This is a genomic window from Microcoleus sp. B4-C1, assembly GCF_036705285.1.
Classification (GTDB): domain Bacteria; phylum Cyanobacteriota; class Cyanobacteriia; order Cyanobacteriales; family Microcoleaceae; genus Microcoleus.
In genome coordinates, this window is the sequence record NZ_JAUBUC010000024.1 from 67,947 (window position 1) to 86,017 (window position 18,071).

The 18,071-nt window shown below is 45.9% G+C and carries 19 protein-coding genes; 9 read left to right on the forward strand and 10 right to left on the reverse strand.

The annotated features are described in order from the left end of the window. Nucleotides 1-117: 117 nt before the first annotated feature. The 3 genes from QUB26_RS12360 to QUB26_RS12370 all read right to left on the reverse strand — a co-directional run bounded on the left by QUB26_RS12360 (nt 118) and on the right by QUB26_RS12370 (nt 3,141). Nucleotides 118-837 carry a cyanoexosortase B system-associated protein gene (locus tag QUB26_RS12360; RefSeq protein ID WP_333237163.1) on the reverse strand — a complete coding sequence of 240 codons (720 nt, stop codon included), beginning with the start codon at nt 835-837 and terminating at the stop codon, nt 118-120. After that, on the reverse strand, nt 837-1,712 hold the full coding sequence (crtB, locus tag QUB26_RS12365; RefSeq protein WP_333318217.1) for a cyanoexosortase B: 876 nt from the start codon (nt 1,710-1,712) through the stop codon (nt 837-839). Before crtB ends, QUB26_RS12360 begins: the two co-directional genes overlap by 1 nt. A 289-nt stretch (nt 1,713-2,001) precedes the next feature. Further along, a complete protein-coding gene (locus QUB26_RS12370; RefSeq protein WP_333318191.1) occupies nt 2,002-3,141 on the reverse strand; it encodes a DegT/DnrJ/EryC1/StrS family aminotransferase in 1,140 nt (379 codons plus the stop codon). A 187-nt stretch (nt 3,142-3,328) separates the two neighbouring features. Here QUB26_RS12370 and QUB26_RS12375 point away from each other — a divergent pair, with 187 nt between their 5' ends. Beyond that, nucleotides 3,329-4,366, forward strand: a complete 1,038-nt coding sequence (locus QUB26_RS12375) for an NADP(H)-dependent aldo-keto reductase (protein WP_333318193.1) — start codon at nt 3,329-3,331, stop codon at nt 4,364-4,366. A gap of 163 nt (nt 4,367-4,529) precedes the next feature. After that, a complete protein-coding gene (locus tag QUB26_RS12380) occupies nt 4,530-5,120 on the forward strand; it encodes a hypothetical protein (RefSeq protein WP_333318195.1) in 591 nt (196 codons plus the stop codon). 188 nt (nt 5,121-5,308) lie between these two features. On the opposite strand, the gene QUB26_RS12385 is transcribed toward QUB26_RS12380, so the two are convergent. Beyond that, nucleotides 5,309-5,794 carry a helix-turn-helix domain-containing protein gene (locus QUB26_RS12385; protein ID WP_333318197.1) on the reverse strand — a complete coding sequence of 162 codons (486 nt, stop codon included), beginning with the start codon at nt 5,792-5,794 and terminating at the stop codon, nt 5,309-5,311. Nucleotides 5,795-6,231: 437 nt separating this feature from the next. Between QUB26_RS12385 and QUB26_RS12390 the strand changes: the two genes are divergently transcribed. Beyond that, on the forward strand, nt 6,232-6,468 hold the full coding sequence (locus tag QUB26_RS12390; RefSeq protein ID WP_333318199.1) for a hypothetical protein: 237 nt from the start codon (nt 6,232-6,234) through the stop codon (nt 6,466-6,468). A gap of 87 nt (nt 6,469-6,555) precedes the next feature. After that, nucleotides 6,556-7,236, forward strand: a complete 681-nt coding sequence (locus QUB26_RS12395) for a DUF433 domain-containing protein (RefSeq protein ID WP_333318200.1) — start codon at nt 6,556-6,558, stop codon at nt 7,234-7,236. Here QUB26_RS12395 and QUB26_RS12400 read toward each other — a convergent pair. The 5 genes from QUB26_RS12400 to QUB26_RS12420 all read right to left on the reverse strand — a co-directional run bounded on the left by QUB26_RS12400 (nt 7,233) and on the right by QUB26_RS12420 (nt 11,510). Then, nucleotides 7,233-7,631, reverse strand: a complete 399-nt coding sequence (locus tag QUB26_RS12400) for a DUF2281 domain-containing protein (RefSeq protein ID WP_333318205.1) — start codon at nt 7,629-7,631, stop codon at nt 7,233-7,235. The two genes, QUB26_RS12395 and QUB26_RS12400, sit on opposite strands and share 4 nt — an antisense overlap. Then, a complete protein-coding gene (locus QUB26_RS12405; protein WP_333318206.1) occupies nt 7,628-7,972 on the reverse strand; it encodes a DUF6883 domain-containing protein in 345 nt (114 codons plus the stop codon). The genes QUB26_RS12400 and QUB26_RS12405 overlap by 4 nt, the downstream gene beginning before the upstream one ends. Further along, nucleotides 7,969-8,172 carry a DUF433 domain-containing protein gene (locus QUB26_RS12410; protein WP_333318208.1) on the reverse strand — a complete coding sequence of 68 codons (204 nt, stop codon included), beginning with the start codon at nt 8,170-8,172 and terminating at the stop codon, nt 7,969-7,971. Before QUB26_RS12410 ends, QUB26_RS12405 begins: the two co-directional genes overlap by 4 nt. A 16-nt stretch (nt 8,173-8,188) precedes the next feature. Continuing rightward, nucleotides 8,189-10,201: an excinuclease ABC subunit UvrB gene (gene uvrB / locus QUB26_RS12415; RefSeq protein ID WP_333318211.1), complete on the reverse strand. Its 2,013-nt coding sequence runs from the start codon at nt 10,199-10,201 to the stop codon at nt 8,189-8,191. A 127-nt stretch (nt 10,202-10,328) separates the two neighbouring features. Then, nucleotides 10,329-11,510, reverse strand: coding sequence for an RNA-guided endonuclease InsQ/TnpB family protein (locus tag QUB26_RS12420; protein ID WP_445299603.1), 1,182 nt, complete (start codon nt 11,508-11,510; stop codon nt 10,329-10,331). A gap of 178 nt (nt 11,511-11,688) precedes the next feature. Between QUB26_RS12420 and QUB26_RS12425 the strand changes: the two genes are divergently transcribed. Continuing rightward, nucleotides 11,689-12,171, forward strand: coding sequence for a hypothetical protein (locus QUB26_RS12425; protein ID WP_333318213.1), 483 nt, complete (start codon nt 11,689-11,691; stop codon nt 12,169-12,171). A 338-nt stretch (nt 12,172-12,509) separates the two neighbouring features. Here the strand turns inward: QUB26_RS12425 and urtA are convergent, their stop codons facing one another. Further along, complete coding sequence (gene urtA / locus QUB26_RS12430) at nt 12,510-15,434, reverse strand: urea ABC transporter substrate-binding protein (RefSeq protein ID WP_333318215.1); 2,925 nt, start codon at nt 15,432-15,434, stop codon at nt 12,510-12,512. Between the two features lie 550 nt (nt 15,435-15,984). Between urtA and QUB26_RS12435 the strand changes: the two genes are divergently transcribed. The 4 genes from QUB26_RS12435 to QUB26_RS12450 all read left to right on the forward strand — a co-directional run bounded on the left by QUB26_RS12435 (nt 15,985) and on the right by QUB26_RS12450 (nt 17,910). After that, complete coding sequence (locus tag QUB26_RS12435; RefSeq protein ID WP_333237137.1) at nt 15,985-16,191, forward strand: hypothetical protein; 207 nt, start codon at nt 15,985-15,987, stop codon at nt 16,189-16,191. A gap of 386 nt (nt 16,192-16,577) precedes the next feature. Next, on the forward strand, nt 16,578-16,760 hold the full coding sequence (locus tag QUB26_RS12440; protein ID WP_333237135.1) for a CsbD family protein: 183 nt from the start codon (nt 16,578-16,580) through the stop codon (nt 16,758-16,760). A 77-nt stretch (nt 16,761-16,837) separates the two neighbouring features. Next, the gene (locus QUB26_RS12445; protein WP_333237133.1) at nt 16,838-17,281 is read left to right on the forward strand and encodes a hypothetical protein; all 444 of its coding nucleotides are present in this window, start codon (nt 16,838-16,840) and stop codon (nt 17,279-17,281) included. Nucleotides 17,282-17,397: 116 nt separating this feature from the next. After that, a complete protein-coding gene (locus QUB26_RS12450) occupies nt 17,398-17,910 on the forward strand; it encodes a hypothetical protein (RefSeq protein ID WP_333237131.1) in 513 nt (170 codons plus the stop codon). Nucleotides 17,911-18,071 lie beyond the last annotated feature (161 nt).

Below are 18,071 nucleotides of genomic sequence, written 5' to 3' on the forward strand. Positions count from 1 at the left end.
AGAAAAAACAATAAGATATTTTAGGGGCGAGTTGAATCCGCCGGATATTTACTAAAAAACAGTTGATTTTGGCAAAACTCGCCCACGCGCTAGACTGATTTATTTGCACCTACCTGCTTACTGAAACCGAAAAGTTTCTGTAATTAATTTAGCCTGGACACTTTCGGCAAGAGATTCCAGCAATGGTTGAGCTATCTTAATCTCGCCCTGCGGTTGAATGGGAAGGATGATACTGACAGCAACCCAAGAGGCGCGGCGGTTCGAGAGTCTAGCCATGCTGTCTTCCCAAAACCAGCGACTGGTTGCTGGAGAACCCCCGTTAGGCCAAGCGTACCACTGCACGACAGCAAAAGTTTGTTGGGGAGTCCAGCTTCGGAAAAACCTCGCCTCGACAGTAGGCGGTGGCTGGCCGGGTATTGGTGCTAATTTAACTGTAAACCTCAAAGTGCGATGAGAATCGGTTTGCCATCGGTGAAATCCATCGATATCTAGCCATTCTACTTGGGGCTGGTTTTTGGGGTAATTTTGAGGCAACAGCAATAAAATGGCAATTGTTTTATCCTTTTTAATTTCTTGAACTAACCATCTGTGAGTGCCAATTTGAACGTTATTCTGAACGGCTATAACCTGCCACCCAGGAATTTTTATCCCGTTTTGGCGCACACTTCTTAATTGCTTGAGGTTGGCAAGGGTTGGCGGGTTTGTCCAAGGCCACCTTCCCGTCGCGTAGCCTGGAATTGCTACTGCTCCAACTAATACCAGCAAAAACACCAGTACCATAATTTTAGATAATTGATACCGCCGCAGGAGTTTCTGTGCTGAAATCATCTGTTTCATTAATTGCCAGACTGACTTGGGAAATACTTTTCCATCCCGTTGAGGAGAAGTACCAATAACCCTAGTATACAAGCAGAATACAAATCTCCGCCCCATCCGGCGTGTAGCCAATTAAAAAGCGTCTCTCTGTCGGTTCCGTGAAAGTAAGTTAGCAAAGTATTGCGAAAAATGTTGGAAGTGATGCTAATAATGGATGTAATCACTAAAAACAAAAGACTTTTTTTGCCCGAGTTCCAAACTCCCGTCCAATCCAGCAGAATTAAGCTAACGTAAAGACTGGTAAACAGCATTTTTAAGCCTGCACAGTGTGGAGCAACTTCTACAATGCGATCGTTTACGTACAGATAAATTTCTTCCACTCTCACGTTGATACCAACCTTAATTAATATCCAGCCTGATGTTTCAGCAATGAATTGCTGTAAGGGCAAGGCGTAGGGTTCTATGAGGTAAGGAATGTGGTTTGGCGAGGCCAGAAATACGAATAAAAGTGGCATCGCCTGCAATTGTAAGCCGGGAATTCCTTTTAAAGATAAGCAAATGCTGGCCAGCATTATGGGGAGGGATAAATTTACTAAATCGCTCAAGCGACTCAGATAAAAAAGCGTGGCTAGTACCAGCAAAAAGCCTCCCAAAGGATGCGGTGAGTTGGGCAAGCTGCGCCAGCACTTTCGGTTCATCCAAGCAATATAAGCTGCGTAGGGCAAACCAATTAGTCCGTGGCTGAAATATTCGTGTTCGAGGCTGATACTTTTGTTCAACCAGCCGTCGTACCAGTGTACTAGCAGGGGGGCGTACAGCAGCACTAGGAGCACCGTGATACCTTCCGCCAGGAGGTATCGCTTGAAAACAATGCGAATTTTGCGCTGGATGTGCATGGTTTGAGAAGTTTTAAGATTGCCGCGCTGGATTCGCAACGCTTTGGGGTTTTAAAGTGTGAGTTAAAGATTTGTTAATTCCCGACATCAGGCATCAATATCAATAAAGGACTCTCGCGCAGGGTGGGGGCGGGTTTATTTAACCTGTCTGCACCCTTTAAAGCTATTGGTGAACCCGCCCCTACGGGTTTTTGATATGGGTGCCTGATGTGAGTTAATTCGGAACTTAAATGCTTTTATAACTGCACTCTACTGCTGGAAACAGGTTCCGCATAACTTTTATGAACAATTAGCAATTCAATGATAGTACGATCGCCCGAACAACTTGCTCGATCTGAGTATTGCTCAATCCGGGATACATTGGCAATGATAAAATTTGTTGGCACAGGGTTTCTGCGTGGGGGAAGTCGCCCCGATTACCTAAGTTTTGGTAGGCGGGTTGCAGGTGGCAAGGTACGGGATAGTGTATGCCTGTTTGAATGCCGTGTTGGGCGAGTTTTTCCTGAAGGGTGTTGCGGTCGATCGAGCTTTCCTCAGTAATTTTGATAACATATAGGTGATAAATGTGACCGCTGCTGCTGTGGTTGGCGATGGGTACAATGCCTTTGCGTTTCAGGGGTTCTAATAGACTATTGTAGTATTGGGCGGCGGCGGTGCGATCGCGATTCCATTTTTCTAAGTAAGGCAATTTAACATTGAGCACGGCGGCTTGCAAATTGTCGAGGCGGCTGTTGCTGCCGATTTCGGTGTGCAAATATTTGCTGGGTGCTCCGTAATTGCGGAGAGTTCGCATTTTTTCTGCGAGCTCTGCATCGTTAGTAATTAACATCCCGCCGTCGCCAAAAGAACCAAGGTTTTTGCTGGGATAAAAGCTGAATGCTGCTGCTTTGCCAATGGCACCCGCGCGGTATCCTTCTCTGGAAGCTAGATGCGCTTGGGCGGCATCTTCAAATATGATTAAATCGTGGCGCTTCGCAAAATCTAAAAGCTGCCGGGGCGATACCATTTGACCGTAAAGGTGTACCGGGATAATTGCTTTAGTTTTCGAGGTAACTGCTGTTTCGGCTGCTGTGAGGTCAATCAGGGCGGTTTCCGGGTCACAATCTACAAGAATAGGTATAGCTTTGGCTTCGAGGACGGCGATCACGGTGGCGATAAAAGTGTTAGCGGGTATGATAATTTCGTCGCCCGGATTAATGCCACAAGCTTGGAGTCCCAGAGCGATCGCATCTGTTCCACAAGCCACTCCTACGCCGTATTTTACTCCTGAAGCTGCTGCAAATGCTGTTTCAAATTCTGCGAGTGCATGGCCTAAAATAAAGTCTCCTTGCTCGATAATTTTTCTAATAGCTTCTGCTATTTGGGATTGGATTGGCTGGTGTTGCAGGGAGAGATTTACAAACGGAACTTTTGGCGGGCGACTACTCATACATCAGAGGAATACGAATTATTTATATTAACATTTAAGTGCGGATATTTTTTATTTTTTTAACCGCAGAGGGCGCAGAGAGCACAGAGGAAGAGAGGAGAAAGCCTCGCGCACTTTTCTGGAGCTTTCAATTAAATCAAGGTTTTTCTGTAATATAGAATCAGATATTTTTCCCGCAATCAAACTCATGGAATACAAAAAACTAGGCGACAGCGATTTATCAGTATCTGAAATCTGTTTGGGTACGATGACTTATGGCCAGCAGAACACCGTTGCAGAAGCGGCCCAACAGCTCGATTTTGCGATCGCCAAAGGCATCAACTTTATCGATACGGCAGAAATGTATCCCGTCCCTGGAAAACCGGAAACTCAGGGCAAAACAGAGGAATATATCGGGGAATGGTTGGCGAAACAGCAGCGGGATAAAGTCATTATAGCGACTAAAGTAGCGGGCAGAAGCACTCGATTAAAGTGGATTAGGGAAGGGAAAAACCAGATCGATCGCCCAAATGTCGAAAAAGCCCTGAATGACAGCCTGAAGCGCTTGCAAACTGACTATATCGACCTCTATCAGATCCACTGGCCCGATCGCTACGTGCCCTTATTTGGTGCCCCGGATTATGATATCGCCCAAGAACACGAAACTGTACCGATTTTGGAACAGTTAGAGGTATTTGCTGACTTAATTAAAGCTGGCAAAATCCGCTATTTGGGTTTGAGTAACGAGACTCCTTGGGGAGTTTGCGAGTTCTGCACCTTGGCGGAAAAACACGGTTTGCCGAAAGTTGTTTCGATTCAGAATGCTTTCAGTTTGAGCAATCGCACATTTCACCTAAATTTAGCAGAAACTTGCCGTTTTAAGAATGTGGGATTGATGGCTTACAGTCCTTTGGGATTTGGGCTGTTAACGGGTAAATACTTGAATGGAATTCCCGAAAATTCAAGGTTGGCTTTATTCGCGGGATTTGGTCAGCGTTACGATAAAACTAATCTGAATGATGCGGTGAAAGCGTATGTTGAGATTGCGGGGAAACATGGGATAAGTCCGGCGCAGATGGCTTTGGCGTATGTGCGATCGCGCTGGTTTGTCACGAGCACTATTATCGGTGCAACCAGTCTCGAACAGTTGGAGGAAAATATCGGTAGTTTGGAGGTGAATTTGGATCGGGAGATTGTAGCGGAAATCGATGCGGTGCACGCTAAGTATCCGAACCCGACACCGTAAGATATCTCGGCGGTTGAAACCGCTTCTACACACACAAAGTCCGCCTGCGCGGACTAAGAGATAGAGGGGAAATTTAACCCGAATTTGGTATTAGTAGGTTGGGTTGAGGTCACGAAACGAAACCCAACTTATTAAGTTTTTATATGGTTTAGGATGAGCAGCGATGAATAGCCATCAAAAATTTACTTTTCAATTAGGAGAACGTTTTTTAGAAAACTACGCAGATCCTCCTGAAGATCCATTGGGAGAGCTTTCTCATTTTGAAATGGGATGGCGATGTTTCTGTTTTGAATACAACCATAAAGTTTTCATAGAAATAGGTGATGCTCAAAAAGAGGTATTTTTAGATCCAGATATCTGTATGATGATTGACAATTACTTTCCCAAGGAAATTGCGAAGCTATCGCAAGGTAAACCAATAGAAATAGACTTTGGTGAGAGTTGGTTCACTATTATGTTGGTACCGATCGACAATAAGATTAACTGCACTTGGATCGAGTTTGGGACTTCGTGCTGGGAAAAGCAGTTTGAGTGCGATCGCATTCACGTATTAGATGTGCTGAGAGGTTTTCTTCAGGAAGTGATGCAGCTAGCTGTAGATAAGGGTTACATCACGTTGGAAGAGAAGGAGGAGTTTATTAGTGGTTTTGAGGTCGATTATTGTAGTCAACTTGCTGAAGTTACATCACGCTGGAAGAGAAGGAGGAGTTTATTAGTCCGGTTTTTGCTAGCAGTACGGATGCTGCGGTATTGAGCAAGTAGTTTGTTTTGGTGCTGTTTTGGGCGATCGACCTTTTTGTGGTTAATGAATATTTTAACCTTGTTTAACATCCCTTCCCAGCGCTGGGAATAGGCGATCGCACTTTTTGTTGTCAATGAATATTTTAACCGCAGATGATGTACGGGTGTCCCGCCCGTACCACGGTTTAGCTTGTTTGCATTTTACTCTTCTTCTGAGTCCTCAACTTTAGACTCTTTGGCTTTCTGTCGAATCTGCTTGAGTTCTTCTTTTGGCTTCCAGTTGCTTTTGGGAGTTAGTCTGTACACGTCAGTACGTCCCCTACGCTGTTCTTTCAGTATTAAACCCGCATCACACAGAGTTTTTAGGGCATATTGGGCTTTTCTGACGCTCATATGACAGATTTCTGCTGTTTTCTTCAGTTTAGCAAAACACTCACCGTGGAGTTTTCCTCCTGTCCTGCGAACAACATGGGCATAGAGCCGGAACTCGTAGGGGTCTAGACCATACTCGTCCAGGTCTGAATGAACAAGCGGCAGGGGTGAGTCATTTTTGGGATTCTTATCCGTAGGCTGAGCGAGCTGTTTAAGCAAGTCATAGTCCAACGACATCTTCTCTGTTGGCGACTCCTCCCAGTCTTCCCCGTCATCTTGGTGATTTTTCTCGATCGACATATGTTTTATGTGCATGACTTTAATGTGCATCAAGTGCATATGCTAACATATGCACTTGATGTCTAGCTAATATGCACTTGATGCGTAAGTCAGGTTATATATTTAATGATTATTTTTTAAATATTTAACAGGTATTTACTTGACAAGGTATTACACTTCCGGTCGTGCATTTATTTTTGCGAGAGACTGCTGCACATAATCTTGCCAATTCAGATCAAAGGTGTTACAGTTTTAAAATAGAAAACAAAACGTCCTCAGACTGGCAGGTCGTGAGGACGCTCTAATTTTCTATTTTTCGTAATATCGAATCCTAGAGTGGCTGCGCTCGTATGCATCAGGCCACTAAAGATTCTGCTGTTTTTTACAGACTTATAACAATGATACCACACAATGACCCGCGCTCGCTACTCGAAAAGCTGCTCGATCATCCTCATGGTTGGGAGATAGCCCGTATGGTTTATGGGTCATACCCAAATCGTCAAGAGCTTATACTCTCGGACATTCAGCGCGGTATGCAAAAACTCAAAGACAGAGTGACTACCTTAGAACGCTTACACTCTGAAGATGAGGATCGGAAAGATAAAAACCGTGGATGGGAATACGAGTCAGATTCCTGGGATAACAATGGTTCATCAAAAGCGGACTCCTTGGAACGCGAATATTCATCCGAAGAACTAGGAAGCTGGTAAAAAGTACGATCGCCCTTTCCATCGAAAAAATAGGACAATGGTAAAGGGCGATCGCACTTCACCCTAGAATCTTTCTCAACTAAACCCATGAGTACAATTCGCTTACAACTAGCTGAATACTTGAAATGTCGAGGTTTCACCCCCGAAAACTTAGTCGAAGCTGTGGGCGAAACACTCAATCCTGAAACCGTATACCAACTGATCGAAAAAGCAGAAAACCTCAACCATCTAGACTTATCCGTCTTAGCCGCCATTATAGATGGCTTGAGCAAACTCAATGGTTTTCCAGTTGGCATCGCAGAAGTGCTAATATTTTTTCCTGACATTTCCGAGGAAGCATTGGCAAAATCGCCTTGGCGTCAACTTTACCTCGTCGATAATGAAATTCCTCCCTATGATTGGGGAGATGTAGACCCCATGAAACTTGGTCAACCCGTGCGGTATATACCGGGACTTGGAATGGTAATTCTGGACAATGAAATTGCAACGAATAGCAAAGAAGATATCCAGCAATTTACTAGAATTACCTCCGATTCACAATTCATGGCGGGAAAACCTTGCATTCGCAACTTACCCATACCAGTTGAAACTATCATCTCAATGATGGCGTCTCACTATTCGACAGCAGAAATACGCCAAACTTATCCAGAACTTGAAGAAGAAGACTTTAAAGAAGTTCTAGCCTATGCTGCGTGGCGGATTCAAGAAACAAACCCGATCGACCTTGGCAATAAAAAGGTAGAGAAAATTTGTGAGTCAGCTACCTAATACGATCGCACTTTTTGCTGTTTTTCCTGCAAAAACTCCGCAAAATCGCAGACTTCAGCCACTAACTCGTCAGGTAAATTATTTAAAACCGACAGTAAATGCTCTCGAATCCCCATCATTTCGTCGGCAGATTTTACTAATTGCAACTGATGCGGATAAACTGTTTCAACACCAATCGTTTCCATAAATGCGCCCGGTTCATCCTGAGCGGCAGGCACAAAATCCCCGCCAACTTCCGCTTTAACCCATCCGCCAAATAATTCTACTAAATAAGCTTCACCGTTCTTGAAAACCTCAACAATTGTCCCTGCTGTTTGTGGCGGTGCAATCTCGCCATCAGCGAGGGCGACTGCTTCGGTTAAAGTCACTGCATCCAATAACTGAAATTTGCTCATTGCTGTCTCCCAAAGCGTTGAGGAAATGCGGTAACAAATCTAGCAATATCTTCACCAGATAAAACAATCCAGCCTGTACGTATTTGCCAAGATACCCCCGATCGCCCTGTAACTAAAATAATAGCTTGGTAGCGTTCTCCATAGTCATTCTGTCCGGCTGGCTGTAACAATTCTAGCGAGATTTGGGCTATAATTGCGTCTCGAATCGCCTCCGGCGACTCAAACCCCATCACCTCCCGCCAGAATTTCTGCTTATCTCCGCCTACTCCTGCTTCCGTGCCACTGCTAAAGAGATATTGCGCCTTAGCAATGGGAAACTCTAAACGAGTGGGTGCATTCATAGCATTGAGGTTGAGAGTTGATAGTGGAGACTAGCTTTAATATCCTCTGCTTCCAAATAAGGATAAGCTGCCAAAATTTCCTCTACACTCATCCCATTTGCTACTAAACTCACTACCAAAGAAACAGTAATTCGCATTCCTCGAATGCAAGCTCTTCCTCCCATAATTTTTGGATCGAAGGTAATGCGATCGAACATCATATCCTCCCACTCTTCCTTAATGTCCCAATAGCTTATCCCGCAAATGCTTAATCCGATCGCGCAATTTACCCGCCTCCTCAAACTCCAACTTCTTCGCCGCCGCCTTCATCTGCGCTTCCAACCGCCCGATTAACTGAGGAATCTCATCCAAAGATAACTCGTTTACCTGTTCGTAAACCTCCTCCAACTGCTGAGAATTCAGCTTGCGCGACACATCCAAAAATGCCAAAATCGCATTACTCGATCGCTTTTTCGCGATCGGCTGCGGCGTAATCCCGTGCATCTTATTGTACGCTAGCTGAATCCCCCGGCGTCGATCCGTTTCGTCGATCGCCTTAACCATACTATCCGTCAAATTATCCGCGTACAAAATCGCCTGTCCCTGAATGTGCCGCGCCGCCCTTCCAATCGTTTGAATCAACGAACGTCCCGATCGCAAAAACCCCTCTTTATCCGCATCCAAAATTACCACCAGCGACACTTCCGGCAAATCCAAACCTTCTCGCAGCAAGTTAACGCCAATCAATACATCAAACTTACCATCCTGCAAATCTTGGATAATTTCGATGCGTTGAATCGACTGGATTTCCGAGTGCAAATACCGAACTCTAATCGTCCTTTCCTGCAAATATTCGGTTAAATCTTCCGCCATCCGCTTCGTTAAAGTCGTCACCAAAACTCGCTCATCCCGACTTACTCTCTCCTTGATTTCCCCCAACAAATCATCAATTTGTCCTTCCGTCGGGCGCACGAAAATTGTCGGATCTATTACTCCGGTAGGGCGAATTACTTGCTCTGCAACTCTGCCTTCAGATATTTCCATTTCCCAATCCCCAGGCGTAGCAGAAACAAAGATGCACTGATTCTCTTTTGCCCAGAATTCCTCTGCTTTTAAAGGGCGGTTATCAGCCGCGCTGGGCAAGCGAAAACCATGTTCAATCAATACTTTTTTGCGCGCTTGGTCGCCGTTGTACATTCCCCGAATTTGCGGCACGGTGACGTGAGATTCATCTATCACCAACATCCAATCTTTCGGGAAATAATCAATCAAACATTCTGGCGGTTCCCCGGCATTTCTCCCGGCTAAATGCCGCGAATAATTCTCAACTCCGTTGCAGTATCCTACCTCGCGCAGCATTTCCAAATCGTAGCGAGTCCGCTGTTCCAACCGCTGAGCTTCTAATAGTTTACCCTGTTTTTCAAATTCTGCCAATCGGTCTTCTAATTCGAGTTCTATTCCTTGGCAAGCAGCCTCTAATTTATCTTCTGCCGTGACAAAGTGGCGCGCTGGATAGATATTTAAAGCCGTTGAACTTTGCAGAATTTTACCTGTTACGGGGTCAACGTAGCGAATGGCATCGATTTCGTCGCCGAAGAATTCAACGCGAATAATTCTATCTTCGTAAGCGGGGCCGATTTCCAAAACATCGCCTTTGACGCGAAATTTGCCTCTGCCTAAATCTATGTCGTTGCGGCTGTATTGGACGTTGACTAAATCTCGCAAAACTTGCCGCTGGTTTACTTCCATTCCTACTCGCAAAGGAATAGCAGCTTTCAGGTATTCTGCGGGCATTCCCAAACCGTAGATGCAGCTAATTGAAGCAACTACAATTACGTCGCGGCGTTCAAAGAGCGATCGCGTGGCTGAGTGCCGCAACATATCGATCTCGTCATTAATTGCTGCCGTCTTCTCAATGAAAGTATCGGTGACGGCGATGTATGCTTCAGGTTGGTAGTAGTCGTAATAACTGACAAAGTATTCGACTGCATTGTTCGGGAAAAAATTTCGCAGTTCGTTGCACAGTTGAGCTGCCAGGGTTTTGTTGTGTGCTAGGACTAAGGTGGGTCTGCCGACTTTTTCAATCACCGAGGCAATGGAGAAGGTTTTGCCCGTACCTGTGGCACCGAGTAAGGTTTGAAATCGATCGCCCGCTTCGATGCCTTTGACGAGTTGGGCGATCGCTAGCGGTTGGTCGCCTGTGGGCTGGAAGGGCGCTTGCAATTGAAAAGATGCTGCCGCAGTTACCATAGGAAAATGTAGCTATTACCCATAAATCTTAACAAAAATGCAGATATTCTGCAATTTCTCTAAGAAAATAGTTAGACTTTTTGACACTCCCCAGCTATCAAGGCGAGGGGATTCTTTGTTCACAGACTCAACTTGCTTGCGACTGGATTTCTCCAGCCAAAGTAGAGGTCGAATCTCCCAAAGCGTTCGGGTCTTTGACCCAAGTTCCGGTATGCCCTACCGTACTCAAGGCTAATTTCAGAATGTTAATCGCGGCGTTCCAATCCCTATCCATAACAAATCCACATTCACAAACGTGGGTTCTTACTGATAGGGATTTTTTGACGATTGCACCGCAGTTAGAACATTTTTGCGAAGTATAAGCAGGATTGACAGCAACCGTTACCCTGCCAAACTTTACGCCAAAATATTCCAACCACTTCCTGAATTGATACCAACCAGCATCGTTAATCGATTTAGCCAGACAGTGATTCTTTGCAAGATTCTTAATCCTCAAATCTTCGTAGGCGACCAAATCGTTAGATTGGATTACGTAACGCGCCAGTCTCTTAGCGTGTTCTTCACGTTGCCTACTTATTTTGAGGTGTGCTCGCCCTAATCGATTAATTGCTTTCTTTCGGTTGGCAGAGCCTTTCTTTGTGCGAGAGACACGTCGCTGTCGAAACTTCAACCGTTTCTCGCTTGTTCGGTAAAACTTGGGATTTGGTTCAGTATGACCGTCGGAGTCTGTATAAAACTCTTTCAAGCCCACGTCCAATCCAACTGTTTTACCTGCTGGCGTTGTATCTACATTGTGATCAGCACTGATTGCAAACTGAACGTAGTAGCCGTCAGCGCGACATATTAAGCGAAGTCGCTTGATCTGATCGATTTGGTAGAAGTTAAGATCCCACGTCCCTTTTAGTTTGAGCTTGCCAATTCCCTTTTTGTCAGTGAATGTTATTTGCTTCCGAGTTTCTGAAAGTTTCCAGCCACTGACTTTGTACTCAACATACCGACTGTTTTTCTTGAAAGTCGGATAGCATTTCTTTCCGGGAACGGCTTTCTTGCAGTTGTCGTAGAACCGAGCAATCGCAGAATAAGCTCTTTCCACAGAAGCTTGGCAAGCACTAGAATTCAAATCTTTGACAAAGGCAAACTCTTCTCTGAGCGCAGTGCTGTGCCGATACAAGTCTTTTTGCCCTACTCCTCGGTTGTCGATCCAAAATCGGATGCACTTGTTCCGAACGAATTGAGCAGTTCTGATTGCCTCGTCTATTGCTGCGTACTGATTTGGTTTGCCTTTAGCCTTGAATTCTAAAACGAACATCTTACGTGAGAACTCGCTACGTTAAAAGTCTAACACAAAGCCGTCCTATAAGGACGGGGCTTTAAACCCAAGTTTTTGGTAATATTATTTTAATCATCGGCCCAAATAGAAAGCAGAAAGCCCACAAAAGCAGTTGTCCGAACCCAGCAATCAACAGTAATAAGCGAGGAAAAGAATTATGGATACGAGGAGCACAGGTACAGGCAAAGGCAAAGCACTCGCCCGCCGTGGCAAAGGAGGTTCCAAAAGCCAACCGACAGAACCCACGGATGCCAAAGCAACAGGAATTCAACTTTATCGGCCGCAACTCATGCATGACAATCGCCCCGTCGGCCCAGACGATTTTACCATCAGCGAGACCGTCTCGATTTCGGGGAACCGCCCGATCGGCATTAGCACCCTGCACCTCAGCGAAACCTACGGCATTGTAGGCAATCGCCCGGTCGAATCCAGCGACTTTGAAGTGGTTGCTACACTAGGCAATCGCCCGATCGGTTCCAGCGCCATGCAAGTCAGCGAAATGTTCAGTATGTCCGGTGCCCGCCCTATTGCAATCAGCACTCTTCACATTGATGAAGTTTACTCGACAATGGGAGGAAATCGGCCAATTGCCTCAAACGAAATTGACGATAGCTCGACATTAATGGGCTTTTTAGATTAATTAGTCAGTTGACAGTTGACTGTTGTCAGTTGACTGTTGACTGTGGTTATTTCTTATTTGTTACCTGCTACTAATAAGCAATAACCATAGCACTTCTGGGTTTAATGAGGTACGTCTGGTAATTGGTAATTGATAGGGATGTATAGCGGTTTTCTCTTGAAGTGAAATGCTAATCTGTAGGGTGCGTCGCCCTCAGATGAGAAATGAAACTTGCAGATTTTTCCGGGCGATGCACCTTACCCTTATCAATAGCGGATCTAACAATTTGTTGCGTCCAAGACTGTAATAACCACTGACAAAAGTCAACAGTCAACAGTCAACAGTCAACAGCCAACTAATTACTTCTCGATACCCTGATATTTGCTCAATAAAGCAGCAAAGCGCTTGTAATCCACAGGCTTCCTCACATACTCCGCCGCTCCCAATTCCAAACCCTGATTTTGGTCGTCCAAAAAAGTTATCATAATCACTGGAATATCAACCAAATCTCGATCGGCTTTCAGCGCAGACAGCACCGCCCAGCCGTCCATACTTGGCATCATCACGTCCAGAATAATCGCGTCGGGCAGCAACTCCTTCGCCAACAGCAGCCCCCCTTGACCGCTAGCCGACGATCGCACCCGAAATCCCTGTTTCGACAAGCAGCGAGTCATCAAATCCCGCGCATCTGGATCGTCGTCAATCACCAGCACAGTAGCAGCATCGGGCAAATCCAGCGGCTGCGATCGCACTGCTTTTTGCTTCGCTTCAGTCGTCGCTACACTCGTTTCTAACTCCTCGCAAGACTTCGGCTGCATTTCTTCAATTTCTCGATCGTCCTGCGCTTCTTTTGGGTTTTTAACCGCAATCGGCAACTGGATCGTAAAACTAGAACCGCAGCCAAACTCGCTCTCAACGGTAATGTCTCCGCCCATCATCTGGCAAAACTTCCGGCTAATTGTCAGCCCCAAACCGGTGCCGCCGTATTTGCGGGTAGTAGAATCGTCCGCTTGAGCGAAAGCTCCGAACAGCCTCGACACCTGATCCTCAGTCATGCCGATGCCACTATCGGTGACTTGAAACACGATCGACGGCTGTTGACACCGAGAAGGATCTGCCGAGAGTTCTTCGGAATTGCCGATCGGCAAAACCTCCCCTTCTTCCTTCCAAACATTAATCGTAATTTTGCCTCGATCGGTAAACTTAGCAGCATTGCTCACCAAATTCAACAGCGCTTGTCGCAGCTTCGACGAATCCGAGTAGATCGTGCCAATATTGCGATCGCAATTGACGATCAAAGTATTGCCATTTTTCCCTAGCGTCGGTTGAACAGTAGTGACAACCTGCTCGATCAAATCCCACACCTCAAAAGTCTCCAAGAAAAGAGTCATCTTTCCTGCTTCAATTTTAGAAATATCCAGGATGTCACTAATAATGTTGAGCAACTGCTTGCCTGCCATATTAATGCTTGCCAAATCCATCACAAACTCTTCTTCGCCGAGTTCCAGAGCCTCTTCTTGCAGCAGCTCGCTGTAGCCGATAATCGCATTCAAAGGCGTCCGCAACTCGTGAGTCATATTTGCCAAAAAAGTGCTTTTCGCCCGGTTGGCAGCTTCCGCAGCATTCTTAGCGACTTCCAATTCCTCCGATCGTTCCTCTAGCTGCTGCTGCCGCACCTCCAAACCGTTGAGCAAACTGCTAATTTGCTGAGCCATTGTATTGAGAGTAGAAGATAGCACCCCGATCGCGTCATTAGAAACCACCGGCGATCGAGCCGTCAAATCACCGCTGGCCATCTGTTCGGCAGTTTCCCGCAGCAAGCCGAGATTCCGAATAATTGCTGACACCGACACAAAACCCCCTATTCCCGCGATCAAACTCAAAGCCAAAGCCCCCATCAGCCAGTGCTGAGTGCGGCTCGCCACAAACAGAGTTTGCTGCACCAGCACCGCCATTGCTGCCTCAGAAACCCCCGCAGGAGCTGAGGCAGCCTCTATTGCCAGCAAATAGTTCTTCATCTCCACAGAACCCATCCACCCGACTCCCACCGCCATCCAAGTTATCAGTACCAAGATGACAAACAGCCCGCTCAAAGACGCCCGAGTTCCCAGAGAAATACCCCTCGTAGCAAGTGCCGCCGCCCAAGGATAGCCCTTGAGAAAAGGATCAGGCCGAACCGGTGCGCCGGAATTCCAAATCTCCTCAATTTGACCGTCCAGCCTCACCTTGCCAATCCGCACTGTTTTCCAAATATGCTGAGTTTGGGCATCTATTTTTACCTTGCCCGAAGGCGCTGCAAACTCAATATTTTTAGCAGCAGCTCTGACTTTAACCACATCTGTCGAACCAGCTTTTTCTACTGCTTGCTTCCACAGGTAAACGCCCAAATAAGCAGCTTCGATCGGGTCATCCGTGACTCGATTTTCCCCGTATCTGGCTTTATAAGCCTTGACAAATTTCCGATTTTCCGGTGTATCCACCGTTTGAAAATAGTTCCAAACCACAAAATGTCCAGCAATATTGGACGGCCCGATCGCCCGCACTTCCTCTTCTGCTACGCTGACCGACATCACCGGCAAATCATCGGGTTTCACGCCAGCTTCCCGCAACTTTTGGAAAAAAGCCACATTGCTGTCCCCGTTGAGAGTGTTGAGAATCGCATCCGGTTTCACTGCTAAGATATGTGCGATCGCCTCGCCCACTTCCCTCGAACCCAGCGGCAGATACACTTCCCCCGCCAACTCTCCCCCCAGTGCCGCCAGTTGAACTTTCACAATCCGATTTGCCGTGCGGGGAAAGATATAATCCGAACCCAACAGGAAAATTTTCCGCTTCCCCTGTGCCAGCAAGTAATTCACCCCAGGCACAATCTGTTGGTTTGGGGCAGCACCAGTGTAGAAAATATTCGGACACTTTTCTAGCCCTTCATACTGCACCGGATAGAACAGCAAACCGCTGCCGTGTTCAAAAACCGGCTGTACAGCTTTGCGGCTCGCCGAAGTCCAACAGCCAAATACCACCGCCACCTGCGCTTCTAGGAGCAATTGCTTAGCTTTTTGAGCAAAAGTTTGCAAATCGCTGGCTCCATCCTCTATAACCGCTTCCAAGGGGCGTCCGAGCACCCCTCCCGCCGCATTAATTTCCTCAACAGCCAACAGCGTCGCATCTTTAACAGAAATTTCGCTGATGGACATCGTGCCCGTCAGCGAATGCAAAACGCCTATTTTGATCGGCTCACGAGTCGAGCCTGCTGCTGCGAGGGGGTTACTGCTCCTTGCTCCCATAGGGTTTTAGATAATTTTTACTAATAACAGAAATTTTAGTTCGATCCTGCACGAAGTTAGCCTTGAGGCTAAATCTTGTTTAGCAGATTATTTAACCCGATCGCCACCAAACTTGGAAATTGCTGCACCCTGTTGATTTTAACGGTCAAACTCTCAGCATAGACTTAAGTCTGGACTAAACAGCCTCCCATTTCTCTCTTCATCTTTTACCGATGTCCAAAGAGCCTCATACAACAACATTCGACACTTAATGCCATCGCGCGCGCTGCAGAACAATTCTCCCCCCTCCTCGCCGTTCCCCAACTCATTCACTGCCCGCGCCTTGCTACTCACCAAGCAATCTCACGCACTATTCCCCTTCCCCTATCTCCTTTCGGGCTAATGCAATTTTCCGTAATTTATCTTAACTATAAAACTCAAAACTCTTCACCAGCCCCTATCTCCCTTCAGACAGAGGGAAGCCGTCGTGATTTCCCTTATGATAAATATAAGGTTAACTTCTAAGTACCCTTGTTAAAAATAAATTTTGCAAACAATAGGGGAAAAACTAATGAATATTGAAGAAAAGGCGACCCACACTGGCAGCGAAAATCAAGTAACGCTACCAAAATCAAAGGAAACCTTGCTCGGCGAGGAAACAGAAAAAGCCCTCGGTCAGCAAAAACAAGAAAATGCTCAAACTATGCGCGCTGTCGAACAGTTGAAAGAAGAACTTCAGGACAGAATAGATGAAGAATGTCATCACAAGGTAAATTAAAACTAATACGACATTTGTTCGGGTGTGGGTAAGATGCGGTCTTGCCCACACCCGCCTTTTTAAGGCGAATTAAATAAAATTTTAAAAGCATAAATTCTTTTGGGTTTAAAAAAATAGTCTTGGACGCACGGGCGACCCTCCAGCAGTTTTTTACAAAAATACTTGATTGCAGCCAGCAGAAACGGTAGAAAAACAATAATTAAGTATGAAAGTCGCAGTTAGTTCAAGACTGCAAATAACTGTTCCCTATGCCATATTCCATATTCCCTATTCCATTTGTTATTTATTCTTTCTTCCTAGAGGTAGAGTGCAACGCAGCTCCTAGTTACCTATGATGAGTTCATTAAGTAAAAAACGTCAAATTAGATACAGATAGGGAGAAACCCATGACCACTAAAGATAGAGCAAATGCAACTGGCGACAACATCGCAGGCAAAGCTCAAGAAGCCCTAGGTAATGTTACTGGCGACCCGAAGGATAAAGCAGAAGGCAAAGCCAAGCAGGCAAAAGCTGAAGCTGGTCACGCCATCGAAGATGTAAAAGATGAGCTCAAAAAGAAACTAGACTAAGCCTAATACTAATTGAGAGGGTCGAGCAACCTGACCCTTTCAAGTATTCAAGTTGTTTTCAGAAGGGAGGAAAAAAGGTGAGTTTATTGCAGCAGAGTCGCAAAATGATTGCGGGCTTACTCTTGGTTTTAATGCTGGCTATTACGACTGCCTGCGCGCCCAGCGTTTCAGCCCAAAAACCGACTGATGTACCTGTAGCAATTGGTGGCAGTCAGGGTTATTACGCGCAGCTAGAACGTGGCAATACCGCCGCAGGTCAAGATTTTGGTCAATGGGTAACAAAGACGGCTCAGGGCTTGGTTCAGGATGCTTACGTGCGCGACAATAACAAATTGGGAGTTGTAATTACCCCGCAAGTTCGCCCGACTGAAGTGAAAGATTTGGCCAAATCTTTAGCACAAGGTTTTCACCGCAATTTCCCAAATCAGGATGTAAGTGTTTTGGTTTACGCTCCTGACAAAAAACTGATTTTGACTGCTAAGTACGACCAGCAATCAAATCAGATTGAATACAAGTCTTGACCGAGTTAGCAAGCTTAAATGATAGCCGCGTAGCGGTTTAATATTCCGCAGTTTTTTGAAGGCGAAACAATCTCAATTTAAGACTGAAATGTTGTGTAGATTGGAAAAAAGTTACCATGAGTAGCAGCGATAATTACAAGCGTCAAATCATGAACGATTTAGCCCAGGGCGATCGAGAAATGATGCCGGAGACAACTGGTGAAGATTACGAAAACTTTGACGATTTTGCTCAGAGAACTTCGCCTGCTCAGCGCAAACAATTATTCGGGCGTTCCCTGAATCACGACTCCCTCCCGCCGGCTCAGTTGGAACCGGAATTGCAAAAGGCGATCGCCCAAATTAAGCCAAACGAACGCGACGATGTAGCGCGGGAATTCTTCAAGCATTTGGGCAAGAGAGGATTGGACGATCGCAAATTGGAAAAGCAGCTAGGACTTTCTACCCACCACGCCAGCCGCATGAATGCTGACGATGTTACCAAGTTGGCCTCGTTCACCTATCACAATCACCCGGATATTTTCCAAGAAGTGCTGGCCGAACAGCCAAGTTTGATGAAGTTTTTGGGAAATCCAGTTGTTGCAGGTATTTTGGGAATAGTTGCTGCTAAATGGCTCAACAACCGCAAATAATCTTGGATTCAGACAAGCCTAAAACCGGATAATACGTGCAGCCAATAAAAGGACGATCGCCTGGGCGATCGTCCTTTTATTTTATATAGCCATCCTAAATCATTTGTGAATTTCTTACTCCCTCCCCTTGATAAGGGGAGGGTTGGGGTGGGGTCAAAAAT